This window comes from Pedobacter deserti, assembly GCF_024436415.1.
In the GTDB taxonomy this organism is placed as follows: Bacteria; Bacteroidota; Bacteroidia; order Sphingobacteriales; family Sphingobacteriaceae; genus Pedobacter; species Pedobacter faecalis.
This window is the reverse complement of record NZ_JAFMZQ010000002.1, coordinates 206108-226996: the sequence shown is the minus strand read 5'-3', so window position 1 is coordinate 226996 and position 20889 is coordinate 206108. Positions and strand designations below refer to the sequence as shown.

Annotated in this window: 16 protein-coding genes, 1 tRNA gene and 1 pseudogene; 12 read left to right on the top strand and 6 right to left on the bottom strand. The window is 47.6% G+C overall.

Features of this window, described 5'->3' with window-relative positions; translation table 11 throughout:
* Positions 1–53 precede the first annotated feature (53 nt).
* The 10 genes and pseudogenes from J3P40_RS16070 to J3P40_RS16025 all read left to right on the top strand — a co-directional run bounded on the left by J3P40_RS16070 (position 54) and on the right by J3P40_RS16025 (position 9419).
* The gene (locus J3P40_RS16070) at positions 54–1037 is read left to right on the top strand and encodes a glycosyltransferase family 4 protein (RefSeq protein ID WP_256007280.1); all 984 of its coding nucleotides are present in this window, start codon (positions 54–56) and stop codon (positions 1035–1037) included.
* A complete protein-coding gene (locus tag J3P40_RS16065; protein WP_256007279.1) occupies positions 1034–1876 on the top strand; it encodes an ABC transporter permease in 843 nt (280 codons plus the stop codon). Before J3P40_RS16070 ends, J3P40_RS16065 begins: the two co-directional genes overlap by 4 nt.
* The gene (locus tag J3P40_RS16060; protein WP_256007278.1) at positions 1873–2607 is read left to right on the top strand and encodes an ABC transporter ATP-binding protein; all 735 of its coding nucleotides are present in this window, start codon (positions 1873–1875) and stop codon (positions 2605–2607) included. The genes J3P40_RS16065 and J3P40_RS16060 overlap by 4 nt, the downstream gene beginning before the upstream one ends.
* A complete protein-coding gene (locus J3P40_RS16055; protein WP_256007277.1) occupies positions 2604–3668 on the top strand; it encodes a glycosyltransferase family 4 protein in 1065 nt (354 codons plus the stop codon). The genes J3P40_RS16060 and J3P40_RS16055 overlap by 4 nt, the downstream gene beginning before the upstream one ends.
* Positions 3655–5088, top strand: coding sequence for an exosortase Y-associated Wzy-like protein (locus tag J3P40_RS16050; RefSeq protein WP_256007276.1), 1434 nt, complete (start codon positions 3655–3657; stop codon positions 5086–5088). The genes J3P40_RS16055 and J3P40_RS16050 overlap by 14 nt, the downstream gene beginning before the upstream one ends.
* Positions 5057–6211 carry an XrtY-associated glycosyltransferase XYAG1 gene (locus J3P40_RS16045; protein WP_256007275.1) on the top strand — a complete coding sequence of 385 codons (1155 nt, stop codon included), beginning with the start codon at positions 5057–5059 and terminating at the stop codon, positions 6209–6211. Before J3P40_RS16050 ends, J3P40_RS16045 begins: the two co-directional genes overlap by 32 nt.
* A pseudogene (locus J3P40_RS17880) lies at positions 6208–6525 on the top strand (glycosyltransferase); the annotation flags it as partial. The gene J3P40_RS16045 and the pseudogene J3P40_RS17880, both read left to right, overlap by 4 nt.
* Before the next feature lie 722 nt (positions 6526–7247).
* Positions 7248–7610 (top strand): exosortase/archaeosortase family protein, encoded by a 363-nt coding sequence (locus J3P40_RS17860; RefSeq protein ID WP_505558759.1) that lies wholly within the window; start codon positions 7248–7250, stop codon positions 7608–7610.
* Positions 7611–8156, top strand: a complete 546-nt coding sequence (locus J3P40_RS16030; protein WP_256007272.1) for an LbetaH domain-containing protein — start codon at positions 7611–7613, stop codon at positions 8154–8156.
* Between the two features lie 33 nt (positions 8157–8189).
* Positions 8190–9419 carry a TCR/Tet family MFS transporter gene (locus tag J3P40_RS16025; RefSeq protein WP_256007271.1) on the top strand — a complete coding sequence of 410 codons (1230 nt, stop codon included), beginning with the start codon at positions 8190–8192 and terminating at the stop codon, positions 9417–9419.
* On the opposite strand, the gene obgE is transcribed toward J3P40_RS16025, so the two are convergent.
* The 5 genes from obgE to J3P40_RS16000 form a co-directional block, all read right to left on the bottom strand.
* Positions 9403–10404, bottom strand: a complete 1002-nt coding sequence (gene obgE / locus J3P40_RS16020; protein ID WP_256007270.1) for a GTPase ObgE — start codon at positions 10402–10404, stop codon at positions 9403–9405. The genes J3P40_RS16025 and obgE overlap by 17 nt on opposite strands.
* 12 nt (positions 10405–10416) lie before the next feature.
* Positions 10417–10986 (bottom strand): adenylate kinase, encoded by a 570-nt coding sequence (locus tag J3P40_RS16015; RefSeq protein WP_256007269.1) that lies wholly within the window; start codon positions 10984–10986, stop codon positions 10417–10419.
* A 56-nt stretch (positions 10987–11042) separates the two neighbouring features.
* Entirely contained in the window at positions 11043–11759 is a 717-nt protein-coding gene (locus tag J3P40_RS16010; protein ID WP_256007268.1) for a peptidylprolyl isomerase, read from the bottom strand.
* A gap of 141 nt (positions 11760–11900) precedes the next feature.
* Positions 11901–11970: transfer RNA gene (locus tag J3P40_RS16005), tRNA-OTHER, on the bottom strand.
* Positions 11971–12020: 50 nt separating this feature from the next.
* The gene (locus J3P40_RS16000) at positions 12021–14681 is read right to left on the bottom strand and encodes a family 78 glycoside hydrolase catalytic domain (RefSeq protein ID WP_256007267.1); all 2661 of its coding nucleotides are present in this window, start codon (positions 14679–14681) and stop codon (positions 12021–12023) included.
* Positions 14682–14842: 161 nt separating this feature from the next.
* Between J3P40_RS16000 and J3P40_RS15995 the strand changes: the two genes are divergently transcribed.
* Positions 14843–16243, top strand: a complete 1401-nt coding sequence (locus J3P40_RS15995; RefSeq protein ID WP_256007266.1) for an alkaline phosphatase PhoX — start codon at positions 14843–14845, stop codon at positions 16241–16243.
* A gap of 69 nt (positions 16244–16312) precedes the next feature.
* Complete coding sequence (gene rocD / locus J3P40_RS15990; RefSeq protein WP_256007265.1) at positions 16313–17569, top strand: ornithine--oxo-acid transaminase; 1257 nt, start codon at positions 16313–16315, stop codon at positions 17567–17569.
* 12 nt (positions 17570–17581) lie between these two features.
* On the opposite strand, the gene J3P40_RS15985 is transcribed toward rocD, so the two are convergent.
* On the bottom strand, positions 17582–20824 hold the full coding sequence (locus J3P40_RS15985; protein ID WP_256007264.1) for a S41 family peptidase: 3243 nt from the start codon (positions 20822–20824) through the stop codon (positions 17582–17584).
* Positions 20825–20889: the final 65 nt, after the last annotated feature.

Genomic DNA, 20889 nt, shown 5'->3' with positions numbered 1-20889 from the left:
CGGGCCGAATACTTGCAAAATCTTTACAGGACATCTACCAATCTGAGTTTAAAATGTACTCTTTATATGACGGAGATCCTGATCAAAGGTATATTGAGCCGGAATACTTTACAGGCTTCAATGGCAGAAAACTCAGCTTTGTATTTCGAATTCTGAATTCCACGACTAAAGTCCTGATCGTTAATCATATCCACCTGATTGCTTTCGCCATCCTGTTAAAAATTTTCAATGTTAAGCTTAAAATTGTCCTGGTTGCACACGGAACAGAAGTATGGAGAGCTATGCCATGGTGGAAGAGGTACTTTTTGAGGAAGCATGTTAACATATGGGCAGTAAGTGACTATACAAATAAAGTGCTGGGGGACAAACATGGTCTTGTCAAAATTAATACCATCCATCTCTGTCTAGATCCTTTCTGGCAGCTACCCGGAGACTTCAAAAAGCCTGTTTATCTGCTGCGCAGGTACAACCTGCCACATGACGCCCGAATAATGTTTACACTTTGCAGGAAAAACACACATGACCGTGAAAAAGGTTATGAACGGGTTATTTGCCTTATCCCAGGCCTTAAAAAAGAGATTCCTGAGCTGCATTATTTCATTGCAGGAAGAACTAACCGCTCCGAACGCATCCGGTTGTGTAAAACCATAGAAGCACTGAACCTGAGCAACTGCGTTCATTTGATGGAACAGATTGATGAGGCTGAACTCGTTGACCATTACCTGCTGGCTGACCTTTTCATTATGCCAAGTACAAAAGAAGGATTTGGAATGGTGTTTACCGAAGCGGCGGTCAGCGGCTGCATGGTGATAGCCGGAGATGCTGACGGCAGCAGAGAGGCCCTCATCTATGGGCGTTTAGGCATAACGGTTGATGCCTCAGACCCTCGTGCACTACACAATTCCGTAAAGAATAGTCTGGCAAATCCTCTAAACGGACAGCGCAAATTCCAGCAACAGTCGTTGGCACTTAGTGAATTCAACTATGAAAAATACCGAACTAAAATTCAGCAATCTCTGGAGCAATGCGAATCATGATGGAAGATAACCATAGCGTGTGGATAGTCGACGACAAAAAAGCTTCCTGTAAATCGCAAGTAGCGGCACTTTGGAGGTACCGCCATCTCGTTCTTCAACTTGCCATTAGAGATGTAACCGCATTTTACCGGCAAACTGTGCTTGGCCCTATGTGGTTGATCGTTCAGCCAATACTTACCACGGGAGTATATGCACTAGTTTTTGGTCAGGTGGTCAAAGTGCCGACCGACGCCATTCCAAAACCGCTTTTCTATTTTACAGGGGTTATCTTGTGGAACTACTTCTCTGAATGCACACATAAGGTTTCATCTTCACTGAGGGATAACAACATCTTATTTGCTAAGATATATTTTCCGAAACTGGTCGTGCCTGTAAGTATTTCCATTGCCCTGATGTTTAGGTTCGCTATCCAGTTTGCACTCTTGATAGCCCTCGTTTTAGTCGTCGGAAGCTATAACATTCATTTCCATAAATATTGGGTCATCTTGCCGTTAGTACTACTGGTGCTCATTATACACAGTGTAGGTTTTGGTCTTGTCCTTGCTGCGTTCACGTCGAAGTATCGCGATCTGGCCCTGCTTGCAGCATTCATCACCCAGTTGATGATGTACACCACAACCGTCATTTATCCGCTATCAATAGCACCCAAGCAACTTTACTTGTTCATCGTCGCCAATCCAATGACCGCTGTTATAGAAAGCTTCAGATGTATCCTGTTGAATAAGGGAGTACTTAACATATCTCAACTACTAGTTGCTGCTACCTGTGCAGGCATTCTTTTAGTGACGGGAGTCTATCTGTTTATCCGGTCGGAGCAAAAATCTGTCGACGTGATATGAACAGGGATACAGCTATACATGTAAGGAACCTGTCAAAGGTATACTATACCGGCCAGATAAATTCCAGAACCCTGGGTAATGACTTAAAAGCATGGTACAGAAAACTACTTGAACCCGGCTATTCACGCTCCACATCAGCCACAAAAAATTTTCCGGCTGAAGTACACTGGGCACTCAGAGGCGTCTCTTTCCAAATTCAAAAGGGTGAAACCCTGGCAATCTGCGGCGGTAATGGTGCAGGAAAGAGTACACTTCTGAAAATCATCAGTAAGATAACAACACCTACATCGGGATCCGTGATCGGAAGAGGCCGCGTGATACCCATGATGGAGGGCGGTGCGCCATTCCATCCGGAATTAGGCGCGCTGGAAAACATCTACCTGTATGGCGCTATGTTAGGGTTAAACAAAGTCTCGACCAAAAAGTGCATATCAGCAATTTCCGATTTTGCGGACATTTCCGAGTACCTCAACACACCCATGAAAAAATACTCCTCGGGCATGTACGCAAGACTCGCCTTCTCGGCTGCGACACACCTCGAACCAAACATATTAATAGCAGATGAAATATTGTCGGCAAGCGATGCAGCATTCCGCGAGAAAGCAGCGAACAAACTGAAAGACCTTGCTCGCAAGGGATGCACAATTATTCTTGTTGGCCACAATGACCATATACAGTCGATATGCGACAGACAACTCACACTAGATAAAGGAGAAATCATTAGACAATGAGACTAGCAATCATATGCAGCCATCCCATACAATATTATGCGCCTGTATTTGCGCTGCTTGCGAAGCAATTTGAAACGAAAGTGTTTTATACCAGCAAAGAACGGAATGCATACGACACCGCGTTCGGGCGGGAAATACGGTGGGATATACCCCTGTTGGACGGCTATCAGTATGAGTTTACGTCTTCCATCAAGAAAATTAAGGCTTTTAATCCCGACTTTTTACTCCTATATGGCTGGGCATACCTCTTCCATTTAAGGGTCTTGCGGTTCTTTTATAAGGATTCATCAATATTGTTCAGGGGGGATTCCACCCTGATTGAGCCCAGAAGCAAACTGCGGAAGCTATTGCGAAAGCAAGTATTAAATTGGGTATACAGCCACGTGGACATGGCTTTTTATGTGGGAAGCGCTAATAAGGCATACTTCATAAGATACGGGTTAACCGAGAAACAACTACGATTCGCGCCACATGCAGTCGACAACCTACGCTTCAGGGAACCAAGCGAGTCACCTTGCCTCAGAAAAAAGCTTGGAATAGCTATGTCTGATACCGTAGTGCTATACGCTGGAAAGTTCACAAGAACTAAGAATGTACAGTTGCTTATCCGTGCTTTCACCGAGCTAAACCTTACTGACGCTCACCTTATCCTGGCAGGTAGCGGAAAGCTCCGGTCAGACTATATAAGGTTAACGGAATCGCGACAAAACATCCATTTTGCTGGCTTCTTAAACCAAAGTGAAATGCCCGGAGCGTACCAGGCCTGCGACTTATTTTGTCTTCCCTCTTTAAGTGAGTCCTGGGGCCTTGCGATCAACGAAGCGATGGCAGCAGGAAGAGCAATACTCGCGTCTGATACCGTTGGCGCGTGTTCCGACCTGGTAAGCCGGAAGAATGGTAACATTTTTAGAAGTAACGATTTGTCTGATCTGAAACATAAACTTCATCGACTGCTAAGCTGCAGGAAAACCTTACAGGAGATGGGGAGAAACTCAGAACTCATTATTAGGGACTGGACATTCGAAACACAGGTCAAAAATATCACAAATGTATTGCAGTAACCGTACAAATCTCATCTCGCTCATCTTTGTCCCCTGGCTTGTCAGCGAAGCAGTTCAGCTCCATCCAATATCATCCTACCTCATAGCCTGGCTGGGATCGTTTTTCATCTTCTACCTCACCATAATTTCTCCTCAGCGGTGTATACCTGAAGATATCCCGATATACGCACAGGTGATGCGACCAATCATACTTGTACAGGTCATATTTGCCGGCTTCATGTGCTGCACCTCTATATTCTACTTTTTGAATCACACTGGTTTTTACCCTGACGACCGCACCGAAAACTCTTTTTTTGAAACGGAGGACACCGAACTCCTCGCTAAGTGCCAGCGTCTCTGTCTCCTTGCGCACTGTTCCATAGCAACAGGTATCATCTCAAGGATAAAAGCAGATATTCAGCTTCGTTATAAGCTAACTACTGCCGGACTGCGCCCCTTCTTACAGATAGGCATCCTGGCTTACACCGCCGCGCTCCTCGCAGAGTTACATCCAAGTTTATATCAATTGACCTTACCGCTGCGCTGTATTTCCTGCGCATCCGGTGCCTACCTCCTGATTAAAGGCATGGTCGGCAAAAAGGTGTTTCCCGCCGTGTTTGGCGGCACTCTTTTCCTGTTACACCTGCTCAGTTCAACATTAACGGGCTACAAAGAAAATATTATCGTAAATATCATCGTGCTGGCTTCGATTGGTTTTGCTTATTACAGAAAATGGGTTATCGCTCTGGCTGTCCCGCTTTTGGTGACATTAACCTATGTCCTTCCCACTTTTACTATCGTATTCCGGAAACAATCCTGGGAACATCATCAAAGCAGAGAGGAGGCTCGTGCGCAGGCCTATCAAACTTTAACAGATGAAACAAAAACACCTTTCATAGAAAAAAACAGCCTTGACTTCCTAACACACCGATTAAGTGAAATCGGGATGTTCATGACTTTTGTACGCAATGTTCCGCTTTGGAACCCATACAGTATGCAGGCACTCGAAAATGCCGTATTGGTATTCGTACCCCGCTTTTTCTGGGATTCCAAGCCCAGCATGGAGGAGCTGGCCATGGAAAGGGTATATACTGCAGGCGTTGCAAACAGGTCTTCAGCCGTTTCGGCGAAAACCCGGCCGGTAGTTGACGGATATCTGTTTGGCGGCTCAGTAGGCATCTTCATATATATGTTATTATACGGTGTCCTCGCTCAATCGATTTGTAACTATGCCGAACAAAACTTCGGTGGATATCCGCTTGGCTGTATCATTATATTTAATAGCGTCTTCCAGCCGCTTTGGAGGGGAAACGCATTTGAATTTCTCTTAAATAACATTGTCTACGGCTGGTTGCTGATGATATGCATTCACAAAATACTGCTAATGACAAATACATTAGTCTCCAACCATGAAAATAATCCACATAACGCCATCCTATAAGCCGGCCTATGTTTATGGCGGACCGATCTTTTCCGTCGCAGCCCTATGCGAAGCATTAGCAGACCAAGACGTCAGGCAGGAAGTTATGACCACTACCGCCAACGGACATGACGAACTCCGGGGTGTCACCAATGGTCAAAGGACGTATATAAAAGGTGTGAGGGTGACCTATTATAGTCGTGTAACGGGCGGCTCCAGTCACTTTTCTCCATCATTGCTATGGTCTTTGTATAAGAAAATCAAAAAGTATCCAGGCGAAACCGTTGTCCATATTCATTCCTGGTGGAACTTTACCTCTATTTTTTCCTGCCTAATATGCGTCATGACACAGACGGCTATTGTGCTTTCGCCCAGGGGCATGTTATCTGCCTATAGCTTCAAACACAGACATAGTTTGATAAAGAACCTCATGCATAAGATAGCCGGCGTCCGACTGTTACAGCGTTGTCATATACATGCCACTAGTGAGCAGGAGGCACGGGAAATTACCGAAGTTGTTAGTGCAAAGACAATTGCGACCATATTTAACATCGTTAGCTTCAAGCCAATCGCTTTGTCTAAGCAAATTCGCGAGCAGCAGGACAAAGCTCAGTTCCGCATACTTTTTCTTTCCAGGATTGACCCTAAGAAAGGTCTTGAGCAGCTCATGGAAGCCGTAAGCTTGCTAAACTTCGACTGGCAGCTTAACATAGCCGGAACGGGTTGCACCGCATACATAGACAGATTGGAAAGACTCTCCCGAAAACTGGGTATCAACAGCAGGGTTGCCTGGGTGGGTTATAAAAAGGGGACTCAAAAACATGGTCTGCTCATGAATCACGATCTACTTGCCTTAACCTCGCACAACGAAAATTTCTCTAACGCTATCGCCGAAGGCCTCATGGCGGGAATACCAGTCCTTGCCTCGAACGCTGTGGGCCTGGCCCCGTTGATCAGGCAGTTAGATCTGGGCTGGATTTGTGGTTTGAACCCCTGCGAAATAGCAACAACCATTGAGATGGCCCATCAAGATAGCATGAAACGAGCCTTTATCCGGGACACCGGGCCATCGCTCGCCTCAACATTTTTCTGCGAAAAGAGCCTTACTAGCCAATACCTCAAGCTTTACCAAAATGCGCTATGAAGAACCAACACATCTCTTTCATCGTTCTTACGCTCAACGAACAAATGCATCTTCCACGGCTCTTTGATTCGATCCGAAACCTAAATAGCCAGATATACGTGCTCGATTCGGGCAGTAGCGATGAAACCTTAACTATTTGTGAGAAATACGGAGCCGAAGTCAAATATCACCCCTTTGAAAATCATCCGAAGCAATGGAACGCAGCACTCCATGCGTTTCAAGTTAATACGCCATGGGTAATCTGCCTGGATGCCGACCAGTATATTGCGCCTGATCTTTCCAAGAAACTGACCGCTTTTAGCGACGCAGAATATGCTACGGTAAACGGAATCTACTTTAACAGGAAAAACTATTTCCAGGGCAAATGGATAAGATACGGTGGCTATTATCCAAAATATATGCTTAAGATGTTCCGATATACCGCAGGCTTCTCCGATCTGAGTGAAGCAATGGACCATCGCTTTCAAGTACCTGGAAGAACGCTGATATGGAAAAACGCCCATATTATTGAGGAGAACCTCAAGGAAAATAAGATACACTTCTGGATCGAGAAGCATAACAGGTATAGCGATTTGCTGGCAGAGAGTAACTCAAGCAATCAATCCCTTTATCAGGCAGAAAGCAGAATTTTTGGCAACCCGAATGAGCGCAACGCCTGGTGTAAAAAGATCTGGGCGGACCTTCCCTTACTTGTGAGACCATTTCTTTATTACTTCTACCGACTTATCTTCAGATTGGGCATTCTTGACGGCATCCGCGGAAACATATTCCACTTCCTGCAAGCCTTTTGGTTCCGGCTGATTGTCGATATCAAAATTCTTGAATCGCGGAAGTGTCCTGAAGGACCGGCAGAACAAGATCATCAAATGGGCGCTTTCCTCTGCCGGTTCATGATCGTGTTTGCTGTAGCATATTGCATTAACCTGGCACCATTGCAGGGTCTGCTCCCGGCGGCTTCTACAGCCCCTTCATCGAAGAACATTTCAATTATATCGAAGGATGGCGGAGATTTTACATCGAGGCTGCGGCGAGACTATTGCAAACACTTGGATACCAGGTACGCACTACAGCAACAACATTGTCAGTTGCTAACCACGCCGGATTCCGGATCATATATTCTTGTCTCGGTTATGGAGTTGTCTCCGTTTTTATGGCCTTCGCATTAGCCTATCCTCAAAAAGCCCTGCGTAAATTCATCTTTCTCCTCTCTGGCATAACGTTGATAATAACCTTGAACCTCGTCCGACTCTGCCTGGTTGCCATCTATTTCAACCGGGGATATGGGTGGGATCTGCAACATGTACTGTTTAATTTCGCTGTATATGCTTCACTCGCAGTGTTCAGTATTTTCTGGATCAACCAGATACCCGAAACCTTACCCAAAAAAATCCGTATCTGAATGCAGCTTAAAAAGAACTTCGATAAAAAAGGCTTTTCCACGGGCGCATCCCTTCTCAGAATATCACTATGGTATTTTACAAGCACACTGCTTGTGCGTTCAGGAATCATTCCTTCCAGCAGTATTCTGGTGTTCATACTCAAACTGTTCGGGGCCCGAATCGGCAAAGATGTGAGAATTAAGCCAGGTATCCAGATAAAATATCCATGGAAATTAAGGGTGGGCGACCACTGCTGGCTTGCTGAATGTACCGTTGAAAACACAGACTTCGTCCTTATCGGCAACAATGTCTGTATCTCCCAGCAGGCCATGATCATCACCGGAAATCACGACTACACCTCTGCTTCTTTCGATCTGCTTACGAGACCCGTTATCATAGAGGACAGCGTCTGGATCGCTGCCCGCGCCATATTACCACCCGGCACATGGGCACACAAAGGCTCAGTACTCACGATAGGCTCAGTGGCAGCAGGCAATCTCACTGAGAACATGATATATAAGGGTAATCCGGCTGCCATTATCCGGCAAAGAAAAATTCAAAAATAGTTCCTACCTTGCGTCCCCAAAAAATATTTTTCCATGGCAGGTTCACGTAAGGCAGCATTAAGTTTCATCTTTATCACACTTCTCCTGGATGTCATCGGCATCGGAATTATCATTCCCGTGTTTCCGCTTCTCATTGAACACCTGATCGACGGAACCATCAGCGATGCTTCAAAATGGAGCGGATGGCTAACATTCGCCTATGCCATTATGCAGTTTGTGTGCGCACCGATCATTGGTAATCTTAGCGACAGGTATGGTCGCCGCCCGGTGCTGCTCCTTTCTCTCTTCGGCTTTGGGATCGACTACATTTTCCTAGCCTTTGCGCCTACCATATGGTGGCTTTTTGTTGGCCGTGTTATCGCTGGTATTTTCGGCGCAAGCTTCACTACAGCCACGGCATACATTGCTGATATCAGCACAAATGAAAACCGCGCCCAAAACTTCGGCATGATCGGCGCGGCTTTCGGACTTGGTTTTGTGATAGGCCCTGCCCTTGGAGGCTTGCTTGGCGAGTTTGGTCCAAGAGTGCCCTTTATTGCCGCAGCCATACTTACGCTCATCAATGTGGTATATGGATTTTTCGTTCTCCCTGAGTCGCTCGACAAAGATCACAGGCGGGCGTTCGACTGGAAGCGGGCAAACCCACTAGGCTCACTTCTCCGTTTGACGCGGTACAAGGGCCTCGGGGGACTTATCGTAGCCCTGGTATTCGTATATATTGCGGGTCACGCCGTGCAGAGCACCTGGACTTTCATCAACATTGAAAAATTTAACTGGAGCACTTTTACCATCGGTATCTCGCTTACGACCGTGGGCTTACTTATTGCCGGTGTCCAGGGCGGACTAATCCGTGTCATCAATCCGAAACTTGGGAATGAGCGAAGCATTTACATTGGCCTCGGATGTTATGCGCTTGGGCTTCTGCTATTTGCCTTTGCAACAAAAAGCTGGATGATGTTTGCCTTTCTGGTGCCCTACAGCCTTGGTGGCATAGCAGGCCCGGCACTTCAGGCCGTGATGTCCGGGAACGTTCCTCAGAACGAGCAAGGGGAACTTCAGGGAGCGCTGACAAGTCTTATGAGTGCGACTTCTATCATTGGTCCCTTAATGATGACCTACCTCTTCGCATGGTTCACCAGGCCCCAGGCACCCGTTAAGTTCGCCGGCGCACCTTTCCTTGCCGGAGCCGTCCTTATGATTCTCAGCGCCTGGATTGCAGCCCGGTCAATGAAAAAAGAAGCTTTTCTTAACCGGCATCAATAGCCGACCAGAGTTTGTCTTTCAGCTCCTGAATGCCTTTTTGTGCTACTGAAGAGATGAAAACATACGGAATACCGGAAGGAAGTTCCTTTGTCATCTCCGTCGTAAGCTCTTCGTCAAGCAGATCCGATTTAGTAATAGCCAGCAAATGCGGCTTTTGCATGAGTTCGGGATTATAATCGTTAAGCTCCGACTTCAATATGGAGTATTCCTGTGCAATCGTACGCTGAGTATCTGCCGGAACCATAAAAAGCAACACTGAATTACGTTCTATATGCCGTAAAAACCGGAAGCCAAGGCCTTTTCCCTTAGACGCACCTTCAATGATTCCGGGGATATCGGCCATTACAAAAGATTTGCCATCACGGTAAGAAACAATGCCAAGGTTTGGCACAATGGTCGTGAACGGATAGTCAGCGACCTCAGGCTTCGCGGCCGATACCACGGAAAGTAAAGTAGACTTACCCGCGTTTGGAAAACCTACCAGTCCGACATCTGCTAGCACCTTCAACTCAAGAATCATCCATTCTTCCCGTCCCGGTTCACCAGGCTGCGCAAAGCGCGGTGTTTGCATTGTAGAAGTCTTGAAGTGCCAGTTACCCAGACCACCACGGCCGCCCGGCGTTAGGATGCGTGTCTCACCATCTTGTGTGATTTCAAACAAGACGTTACCGGTCTCTGCATCTTTAGCGATTGTCCCGAGCGGAACATCCAGAATCTCATCCTTACCAGATTTACCGGTAGATGTTGCGCCCGACCCGGGTTGGCCGTCTTCGGCTATAATATGTTTACGATATTTGAGATGCAGTAAAGTCCAGAATTGTGCGTTTCCGCGCAAAATAATATGGCCGCCCCGGCCGCCATCCCCACCGTCCGGACCGCCTTTGGCCGTCCGTACATCACGATGCAAATGCGCGGAACCAGCGCCGCCCTTACCAGAACGGCAGCAGATCTTCACATAATCTACAAAATTTGAACCTTGCGACATGTAGTCTGTCGATTAGTATTGGTCAACTACCGTACAAAGCGCCGAGAAAATATCCTCAATCTGGCCGATGCCGTTCACTTTAGCCAGTTTGGCTTGCGATTCATAGTAGGGCAATACGTGAACCGTCTTATCAAAATACTCCTCTATCCGCTTTTGAAGCTTGTCGGCCTGATCGTCTACCCTGCCGGTTTCCAACTGGCGCTGTGCAATGCGCTTAGTCAACTCAGCCTGATCAACATCAAGGGCAATAACCCCCGCGATCTCAGTACCTTTACTTACAAGAAAATCATCTAATGCCTTTGCCTGTGGCACAGTGCGCGGAAAGCCGTCAAAAATGAAGCCCTTAGCCCCCGGATTCTTATCTACTTCTTCCTCCAGCATAGCGATAGTGATTTCATCGGGTACCAGCTGACCTTCGGCAATTAAGGCACTAACGCGCTGCCCCAACGCAGTTTGATTTTTTATATGCGCCCTGAACAAATCACCGGTCGAGATGTGAACCAATTGGTACTTGTCGATTAATTTTTCAGACTGAGTGCCTTTGCCTGCACCCGGAGGACCAAATAGAACAATATTCAACATCGGAATTATATTTTAAATTTTACGAGGGGGCAAATATACGAATTAATCGGGAATACCTATCTGTGCGTTATTGGAGCAGCCAGACGCCTTTTCAACCGATTGGCCTCGGCCTTTGACAGAACCCTCGCCTCAAATATCACCGGTTCTAAAGGAACATCGCTGGTATCGGTTTCTACACCATTGATCAGGCTGGCCACTTCCATACCCTCAACAACTTCTCCAAACACCGTATACCCTCCATCAAGGTGAGGCGTGCCGCCCCTCGTTTTATATATTTCCCTGGCAGCAGCTGACAGCTGCCTGCCTGTCTTCTTCTCCAGCTCGTCCAGTTGCAGATCCGTAAACTTTTTCCCTGCCACCAGGTAGATCTGATTAAAATAGGAAGATTTCTCCGGATTGTCGTCGCGACCCGCACCCAAAGCACCCGCTTTATGAATATACGAATCGACGAATTCTGCGGGTAATCTTTTGCGGCCGAGCTCAGGATGCTTCTGCTCGCGATTCAAAATACTATCGTCCAACTCGCCTGCTTGGCTCACAAAATCTTTGATTACCCGATTAAATGCTGCGCTGCGATATGTCCCCTTGCTGATCTCTCGCAAAAACATATCGCGATGGCGCGGCGTCTTATCATACAACATCAGTACAATATCACCTTTTGTCGTTTTAAGCCTTATCAATGTTTGCTGAGCATAAATACTGCATGCAAAAGCAAATACTAGCGCGACCGTCAGCATCAACCGCTTATAAACACCCAAAGCAAACTCAATCATAGTCATATATTCTTAAGCAAATATACCAAAAGAAAAAGGGCTGATCACTCCAGATACAGCCCTTTTCAAACCAAATATAAACGAGTTTGGACAAGTCTTACGACGGATGTCCGGGATAGGCAATCTATGTTATTTGCCTTGTCGTCATGGACGGACTCGAACCGCCATTAGAGGTTATGAGACCTCTGCCTAACCTCTCGGCCACATGACTATGCGACAAATATATAAATAATCTAGTAAATCGGTAGACTTTATTTAAAATTATTTATCCAGTCTGCACTCAAACTCATAAACACCTGATCCTACGGTCGTCGTGGTGCCGGTTTCAGCTCCCGATTTCAGGATTGGTGCCGGTAAAATAACCGTTGCCTTCGTATTGGCTGGCACCTGCACCCTAAGTTTAAACAGGCCATCCTCAATTTTCCAGGCAGAAGCCACAGAGCCGTAAGGCGTGCTGAGCTCCGCCGAAACACTGCTTAGCTTGCCTCCCGGCACAGGCTGAATCACAATTCCCTTGTAACCCGGACTACTTTGATTGATGCCCGCCATATTTCTATACATCCAGTCGCCTATCGCACCATAGGCATAATGGTTATAGGAATTCATATTAGGTGTCTGGAAACTGCCGTCGGGCTTTATACCATCCCAGCGCTCCCAAATGGTTGTTGCGCCCATCTTTACCGGATACAACCAGGAAGGATAACTTTCCTGCATCAACAGGTCGTAGGCAACATTCGTATGTCCGAAACGCGACAGCACATGGCATAGATAAGGTGTACCCAAAAAGCCCGTGGTCAGGTGGTTGCCATAACTCCGCACATTCTGCACCAGGCGGTCGGCCGCCTGCGCACGCAACGACTCGGGCAACATATCAAACTGCAGCGCGAGCACATAAGCTGTCTGGGTAGACGAAATCAATCTCCCACCCGGGGTCATATACTCTTGTACGTAGGCCGTTTTAATGTTTTTAAGCAGATCCTCATACTTGCCCTCTATATCCGGCTTACCTAACACCTTTGCCGCGTTAATAAGAATCTGAACAGAGTTTGCGTAAAAACATTGTGCAATCATATACTTGTCTGTCACCGCAGCGCGACCGTCATTATCATCGTCGGGGCGGTAGAAAAGCCAGTCGCCAAAGTGAAATCCGGTATTCCAGAGGTTGTCCTTCGACCGGGACGTCATAAAGTCGACCCAAGCCTTCATACTGTCAAACTGCGCTTCCAAAATACCTTTATCGCCATAAGCCTGATACATCGACCACGGAATAATTGTACTAGCATCAGCCCACCCTGCGGCCCCGGCGTCATTGGGCGTCAACACATCAGGTATTACAAAAGGAACATTACCATTTTTGTGCTGATCGGCTTTTACATCCTTCAACCATTTGGTAAAAAACCCCGCTACATCCATGTTATAAGCGGCTGTATTAGCGAAAGCCTGCGCATCGCCGGTCCAGCCCAGACGCTCGTCTCTCTGCGGACAATCGGTAGGAACATCCACAAAGTTCCCCTTCTGCCCCCACTGGATATTATGCTGCAACTGGTTAAGCAGTGCATTTGAAGTGCTTAACTTACCGGTGGTTTCCATTGCCGAGTACACGGCAACAGCGGCGAGTTGCTCCGGTGATACCTCACCGGGGTAACCTTCTATCTTCACATACCTGAAGCCCTGGAATGTAAAATGCGGTTCGAACGATTGCTCAGCATCACCTTTCAAAATATACGTGTTCTGCGCTTTGGCCGAGCGCAGGTTGGTGGTGTAAAAATTCCCAGCCTTGTCCAGCACCTCGGCATGACTTAGGGTAATCTTGGTACCGGCGGGACCTTTTGCTTTTAAAACTACCCAACCCACCAGGTTCTGACCAAAATCGGCCACCGTTTCTCCCGCAGGGGTTTTAAAAACCTTTAACGCTTTAAAAACCTCATGCTTTTTCACGGTCGGCCCACTCATCCCGACCAGTTGCTCAGTACCCTTTTCTATAATCCGAACGGGTTTCCAACTTGCATCTGCAGTGTAAGAGACCGTTCTCCAGCCTGTCTTCTCCTGCCGCGCGTCGTAAACCTCGCCATCGTAAACATCAGAAGCCACAATCGGACCATAAGACGAAAGCCAGCTTTCATCTGTATTTACAACCTCTTTCGTTCCGTCGGTATACGCTACCTCGAGCTGCATAAGCAGTGCTCTGGTATCTCCATAAAAGCGACGTTGATGGTTAAAGCCGATCCGGCCTTTGTACCAGCCATCGCCCAGGGTAACGCCGATGGCGTTGGCGCCCGACTGCAACAATCCGGTTACGTCATAAACCTGATATTGCAAATGGTTCCTATAACTCGTCCAACCAGGCGTAAGGTAACTGTCGCCCACCCTCCGACCATTGATGTATGCTTCATAAAGCCCCTTGGCCGTCACATACACGGTGGCCGACTTCACACGCTTCTTCAGATCGAATGCTTTTCTCATAAGCGGACTTCTCGAGGAAGTATCCTTTTCCGCCACAGCTATCCACTTTGCGGTCCAGTCGCCCGCCTGCAAACCCGTTTGCCAATACTGCACACTGCTCCATGGCGAGGTATTACCGTGATTATCCTTTACGCGAACCTGCCAGTAATAACGCTGTTTCGACTTCAGGGGCGCGCCTCCATAAGGCACCAACACCGACTGATCTGACTTTACCGAAGCATTCCAGACCAGCTGCTTACCCGACCTGATTCCTTTTTCGTCAGTTCCAACCCGGATTTCATAGCCGGTCTGCAAGGTATTTTTCAGGGACGACGAAATCTTCCATCCGAGTCTCGGTTTGGCTGCGTCTACCGACAAAGGGTTTTCTAAATGTTCCACCCTTAGATCATAAACACCAAGCTTTTGTCCGAAAACACTAACACTGGAAAAAAAAGATAATAGTAAAAAAAGAAATTTCATTTGAATGCTGTTTATATTGGTTACATCTGATATACGAGTATCTGTATTATTTTTTAGATATGCATCATGAACCATCCTGACAGGACCTGGAAGCGGAAGTCCATTTTAACATTAACTTAATACACTTCAATTAACTTTGCAAAGAATATTTACAAACAGTTATGAGTTCAAGAAGAAGCTTTTTAAAAAATACTGCCCTGGTCAGCCTCGGTTTTACAGGATTAAACAATTATGCGGCTAAGGCAGCAATGTATCTTTTAGACGCCGATCCGGGCGCAGGCTTTGGCCCGCTTTTTCATCGGGAGGGCGACATTCTAAGTCTTCCTAAGGGTTTCACCGCCAAAGTTATCTCGCGCAAAGGAGACCTCATGAACGATGGATTGCTCATGCCAGGCATGTACGACGGTATGGGATCTTTTTCTCATTCCAACGGCAAAACCATTCTGATCAGAAACCACGAAAACAGTCCGGGCGCTGATATACTCGGACCGTTCGGAAAGGACAATGAACTCATCAATAAAATTGATAAAAACAAAATATATGACTTCGCAGGCGGCGATAAAACTTGTGTTGGCGGAACCACTACATTAATTTACAACGAAAAAACGCAGACCGTAGAAAGTCAGTACCTGAGTCTTGTGGGTACGGTTAGAAACTGTGCTGGAGGCATTACGCCCTGGAAATCCTGGATTACCTGCGAAGAGAGCAGTTTAACCCCAAAAAATGAGGGACTTGGCCTTGAAAAGGAGCACGGCTTCAATTTTGAGGTTCCGGCTACCGACCGGATCGGAATTACAAGCCCTGAACCTATCAAAGCGATGGGTCGCTTTACGCATGAAGCAGTAACTGTTCAGCCGGGCACTGGAATCGTATACCAGACAGAAGATGAAGGAGATAGTTTGTTCTATCGCTACCTCCCCAACGCTTATGGCAAACTGCACAACGGCGGAAAATTACAGTGCTTGTCCATCAAAGAATGGAAAAGTGCCGACACACGCAATTATAAATCGCTTACCACCGATAAATTTCCGCAAAAAAAATCCTTTGAGGTGGAATGGATCGATCTGGACGACGTTGAGGCGCCCGATGGAGACCTCAGGTTACGCGGATTTAAAATGGGTGCGGCCAGATTTTCACGTGGAGAGGGTATTTGGTATGGTAACGGCGAATTATTCTTCGCATGTACAGACGGAGGGCACAATAAGCACGGACAAATCTTCAAATACGTTCCAAGCAAATTTGAAGGTAAGCCGGAAGAGAAAAATAGCCCGGGCAGGCTCGAGCTTTTTATTGAATCCGATAACATTGAGACCTTCGAGAATTGTGATAACTTAACCATTGCGCCTTGGGGCGACGTCATTATCTGTGAAGACAAAAAAGATGCGCGGGTAATCGGTATTACGCCAGAAGGCAAGACCTATGTTATCGCAAAAAATATAGGCTACCGCAATTCTGAATTTGCAGGACCGGTGTTTTCGCCAAACGGGAACACGTTCTTTATTAACATCCAGAATCCGGGGCTCACTTTAGCGATAACAGGCCCCTGGAAAAAACGCAGTTGATACAGTAATACCACGGGCAACTTGGTGCTGTAGCTGATAAAATGTTAAGTTTGCTAAAAACTATTGCTTATGAACACCAGTCTGCAGTCCCCGAAAAGTGAAAAGTTCATCCACCTCGAAGAACAATACGGCGCACATAATTATCACCCCTTACCGGTGGTGCTCGAGCGTGGCAGCGGACCATTTCTGTGGGATGTAGACGGAAAAAGATATTTTGATTTCCTGTCGGCTTATTCCGCGGTAAACCAGGGGCATTGCCATCCGCGTATTATTGCAGCGCTTACCACGCAGGCGCAGCGGCTAACATTAACGTCCCGCGCCTTTTACAACGATAAACTGGGCGATCTGGAGCAATACATGAGCAAACTTTTTGGCTACGAGAAGGTGCTCATTATGAATTCAGGAGTAGAAGCCGTAGAGAGCGCCATGAAGTTATGCCGCAAATGGGCCTACCTTGTAAAAGGCATAGCGGCAAACCAGGCCAAAATTGTTTTTGCAAAAGATAACTTTCACGGGCGTACCATCAGCGTCGTTTCGGCATCCAGCGATCCGGATGCACGAAAAGATTTTGGCCCATTTGTAGAAGGGATTGTCCATGTGCCTTATAACGATGCGGGGGCATTAGAATTATTACTTAAGTCCGATAAAAATATAGCCGCCTTCATTGTAGAACCCATACAGGGCGAGGCCGGCGTTGTGGTACCTGAGCCAGACTACCTGAAGACTGTGCACGATCTGTGCAGAAAATACAACGTGCTGTACGTAGCCGACGAGATACAAACCGGCATTGCACGGACGGGCAATATGCTGGCATCATACGATATTCACAGCAGCGATACCCCCAGGCCTGACGTACTCATCCTCGGAAAAGCTATTTCGGGCGGTGTATTACCTGTTTCGGCCGTTCTGGCTGATGATGAAGTGATGCTGACCATTAAGCCAGGCGAGCATGGCTCTACGTATGGCGGCAATCCCCTTGCATGCGCAGTGGCTAAAGAAGCGCTGCATGTCGTATTAGATGAAAAGCTGGCTGAAAATGCAGAGATACTTGGAAACCGGTTCCGTGCCGGACTTCAGGAAATAGCCGGGCGAAATCGACTTATCAGACAGATCCGCGGCAAGGGCCTGCTCAACGCTATTGTTATCGATAGTGATGAGCACTCAGACCTGGCCTGGAATATATGCCTCGATTTTGCAGCGAACGGCCTTCTGGCCAAACCTACCCATGGCAACAAGATCAGGCTGGCCCCGCCACTGGTGATCAGTACCGAACAGATCGACGAAGCACTGGCGATCATCGACAAGTCGCTCGCCGGCTTCGTATAAACGCTGCCTCCCCTATCGGGAAGCAGCGTTCAGCATTTCTTTTACAGCAACCTCAATCTGTGTATCCTTTCCGCGAAGATAATCTTCGTAGCTTACCGGCACGCGGATATCGGGCTCAACCTGCAGGTTTTCCGTAGTTCGGCCTTCCTTGCCGATGGTACCGATCATCGGGATTCCGAAAATAAGCGTCGGATCAATCTGGCGCTCCCACCAAACGGCTGTACCAGTACCCGCTACCGGCATCCCGATCAGTTTGCCGATACCATTCTGCTTGTATATATAAGGGAAAATGAATGCATCACTGTAATTCGCCTCGTTCATCACCACACAGCTCGGCTTGGTCCAGCGCACATTAGGTTCGCCGCCTTTAAGCCTGTTGCCCTGCGGCGCAAACTCCAGGTATTTTTTGCCCGACAAGAACGTATTGAGATCATCGTGCAGCCAGCCTCCGCCGTTAAAGCGGGTGTCGACAATCAGCGCCTCTTTCTCCATATTTTTACCCATTACCACATCAAAAACTTCCCTGAAACTGGCATCGTTCATTCCTTCTACATGCACATAACCCACCTTACCACCGCTTAGCTTGTCCACCATTTTCTCCATCCGGGCTACCCAGCGCTTATACATCAGGCTGTTTTCATCGGCAATACCGATTGGTCTGATGCGTTCCGTCCAACGCTGCTTGCTGGCCGGATCGTAAAAGCTTAACAGTATATTCTGACCCTTTTTATTGTTCAGCAATTTGGCCCAGTCCAGATCAGTTGATAAAGTAGTCTGGTCTATAGCCTCAAGAACATGCCCCGCTTTCACCTTGCTCGTATTGGTGGCAAGCGGCCCACCCGCAATAACCTCTGTAATCTTCAAACCATCGCTGCTTGAGGTCTCGTCGTAAAGCAGTCCCAATGCAGCAGTCTCATCGGCGTTCGGGATAGCCGGCGAGAAACGACCACCGGTGTGTGAAGCGTTCAGTTCACCCAGCAGCTCACTCAAAAACTCCTGGAAGTCGAAGTTATTGCTGATGTGCGGTAAAAACCTGGCGTATGTGGTGTAATACATATCCCAATCAACCCCGTGGAGTTTAGGATCGTAAAACTTAGCCTTAGTTTGCCGCCATGCATGTTCAAAAATATAGCTTCGCTCAGCAGCAGCGTCCAGCGCCATATCGCCGTTAATGCCAATTGGCGTTACCCGGCCACTCTCACTCTCCACCTTCACCAGCTTGCCTCTGTTGGCCACAAACAAGCTCTTGCCATCCTTACTCATCTCAATTCCGCTGGGCGAGCCCGATAGTTTGGCCAGAATCTTTGTCTCCCTGCTTCGCGTATCCGTAACCCAGAGGTCGTAACCGCTCTCAAAGGCCGACAAATAATAAAGTTTGCTTGCATCTGCGTTCAGTACATAGCCACCAAGCGAACTGCTGTTTATGGTAAGCTTAACCCGGCGATTCTCCAGGTTGTTGAAGTCGGGCACAAAATCTTTTTTCGCGGTATCCGTCTTTTTGGTTTTCGACTTGGCCGGGAGACTATCCTTCGGCGCTATGCGCTCCCTTTGCTGACGTTCTTTAAAAAGATCATAATCTGCCTTAGTCATGTTGGCCTGATCGTAAGCCGCCTGATCAAAGAATACGCCAAATATATCCATCTCGCGGTTGCCCTGTATGGCGAGCGACTTCCGCCCGTAGCGACTGCTTGCCCAGGTCATCATCTTGCCATTCAGCGCCCACTTACCCATAGCCTCACCAAATCCGCTGTTGACCGGATATAACCTTTCACCCGATCCGTCGGCCTTAATTATCGCAATATTACTTCTCGACATATAGCCGTTCTCATCGTCGGTCAGAATATACTTGCCATCCGGGCTCCACTGGAAACTCCAGTCGCCGTCACTATACGAATAATTATGCCCTGCAGGAAGCAGTGTGCGACTGCTCTTTGATTTGATATTGAATACCCGCAGCACATTTCTGTTCTCCACATAGGCAATCTCCTTACCATCGGGTGAAATCTCCGGCTGATACTGTTCCGCTATGCCCTCAATAAGCGGTTCGTCGCGGATTACTGTAGCCGCATAGAAATAAGGCTCGTCTTTCTGCACGATCACACTGCGGTAAACGTCCCAGCTTTTATTTCGCTCGGTCGAGTAAATAATAGCCTTTCCATCGGGCGCCCAGGTTACCATGCGCTCCTGTTGCGGTGTTTTAGTGATTTGCTTGGTCTGACCGTTCTCTACGCTCGTCACAAACACCTCGCCCCGGGTTACAAAAGCAATCTCTTTTCCATTGGGGCTCAAGGCAAACTCGGTAATGTCGCCGTTAACAGGCATCGTTTTAACCAGATTATCGCGACCGTCGTTCAAGATCCTGATCTGGACTTTCGCTGTCTGACCGTTTTTCAAAAGATAGATCTCGCCGTTTTGTGAGAAACAGAGCGTATTATCTGAAGCGCGGGTCAGGTGCCTTACCGGGTTATCTTTAAACTGAGTGAGCTGAGTGTAACTTGCGCCCCCCGATGCCGGTGTACTGTATATATTCTGGTTACCGTTCTTTTCACTTAAAAAATAGATCATGCTGTCGTCGGCACTAAAAACCGGGTTACGGTCTTCCCCCTCAAAGGTCGACACCTGCTTATAGGTATTCGCCTTGACATCCATGATCCAGATATCGCGGGTTACCGATGAGGTATGATGCTTCCGCCAGGCATCTTCAAATCCTTTTTTATCTTCAAAGACAAGCTTACTGCCATCGCGGTTAAACCGTGCATACTCCATACCGGCGGCGCTGATCAGCACCGGGCGACCGCCCCCTAGCTTAACAGAATACAGGTTTTGGAATACGCGCGGACTATGAAAGCGTGCGCTTTCGGCGTTGCCGTTGCGGGAACTGCCAAACACGACGCTCCTGCCATCGGCGGTAAAATCGTAGGGGTAGTCGTTACTGCTGTGGAATGTCAAACGTTGGGGACTTCCACCCGTAACAGGCACCGTATAAACATCAAAGTTGCCATAGCGGTTGCTCGCAAAAGCCAGGGTCTTCCCATCGCGACTCCAAACGGGCATCATGTCGTGCGCCTCGTTCAAGGTCAGCGGCACGGCTTGTCCACCACCACTGCTCACCAGGTAGATATCGCCTTTATAACCAAATACAATCTGGCTGCCATCGGGCGAAATTGCAGGATAGCGCAGCCAAAGCGGGTTATCCTGCGCAACTACTGAAACTGCTGCGCTGAGTAGTGCAAACACAAAAAGAAGTTTTCTCATGAATAAATAATGATAATGCAACAAAGATGCAAAGTTAAATCCACTTTCCGAAAATAAGTGTGAAT

Excerpts from the sequence above, each read along its gene's own strand:
- J3P40_RS16070 (WP_256007280.1), top strand. The coding sequence starts at position 54 with ATGTACTCTTTATATGACGGAGATCCTGATCAAAGGTATATTGAGCCG.
- J3P40_RS16065 (WP_256007279.1), top strand. The coding sequence starts at position 1,034 with ATGATGGAAGATAACCATAGCGTGTGGATAGTCGACGACAAAAAAGCT.
- J3P40_RS16060 (WP_256007278.1), top strand. The coding sequence starts at position 1,873 with ATGAACAGGGATACAGCTATACATGTAAGGAACCTGTCAAAGGTATAC.
- J3P40_RS16055 (WP_256007277.1), top strand. The coding sequence starts at position 2,604 with ATGAGACTAGCAATCATATGCAGCCATCCCATACAATATTATGCGCCT.
- J3P40_RS16050 (WP_256007276.1), top strand. The coding sequence starts at position 3,655 with ATGTATTGCAGTAACCGTACAAATCTCATCTCGCTCATCTTTGTCCCC.
- J3P40_RS16045 (WP_256007275.1), top strand. The coding sequence starts at position 5,057 with ATGAAAATAATCCACATAACGCCATCCTATAAGCCGGCCTATGTTTAT.
- J3P40_RS16030 (WP_256007272.1), top strand. The coding sequence starts at position 7,611 with ATGCAGCTTAAAAAGAACTTCGATAAAAAAGGCTTTTCCACGGGCGCA.
- J3P40_RS16025 (WP_256007271.1), top strand. The coding sequence starts at position 8,190 with ATGGCAGGTTCACGTAAGGCAGCATTAAGTTTCATCTTTATCACACTT.
- obgE (WP_256007270.1), bottom strand. The coding sequence starts at position 10,404 with ATGTCGCAAGGTTCAAATTTTGTAGATTATGTGAAGATCTGCTGCCGT.
- J3P40_RS16015 (WP_256007269.1), bottom strand. The coding sequence starts at position 10,986 with ATGTTGAATATTGTTCTATTTGGTCCTCCGGGTGCAGGCAAAGGCACT.
- J3P40_RS16010 (WP_256007268.1), bottom strand. The coding sequence starts at position 11,759 with ATGATTGAGTTTGCTTTGGGTGTTTATAAGCGGTTGATGCTGACGGTC.
- J3P40_RS16000 (WP_256007267.1), bottom strand. The coding sequence starts at position 14,681 with ATGAAATTTCTTTTTTTACTATTATCTTTTTTTTCCAGTGTTAGTGTT.
- J3P40_RS15995 (WP_256007266.1), top strand. The coding sequence starts at position 14,843 with ATGAGTTCAAGAAGAAGCTTTTTAAAAAATACTGCCCTGGTCAGCCTC.
- rocD (WP_256007265.1), top strand. The coding sequence starts at position 16,313 with ATGAACACCAGTCTGCAGTCCCCGAAAAGTGAAAAGTTCATCCACCTC.
- J3P40_RS15985 (WP_256007264.1), bottom strand. The coding sequence starts at position 20,824 with ATGAGAAAACTTCTTTTTGTGTTTGCACTACTCAGCGCAGCAGTTTCA.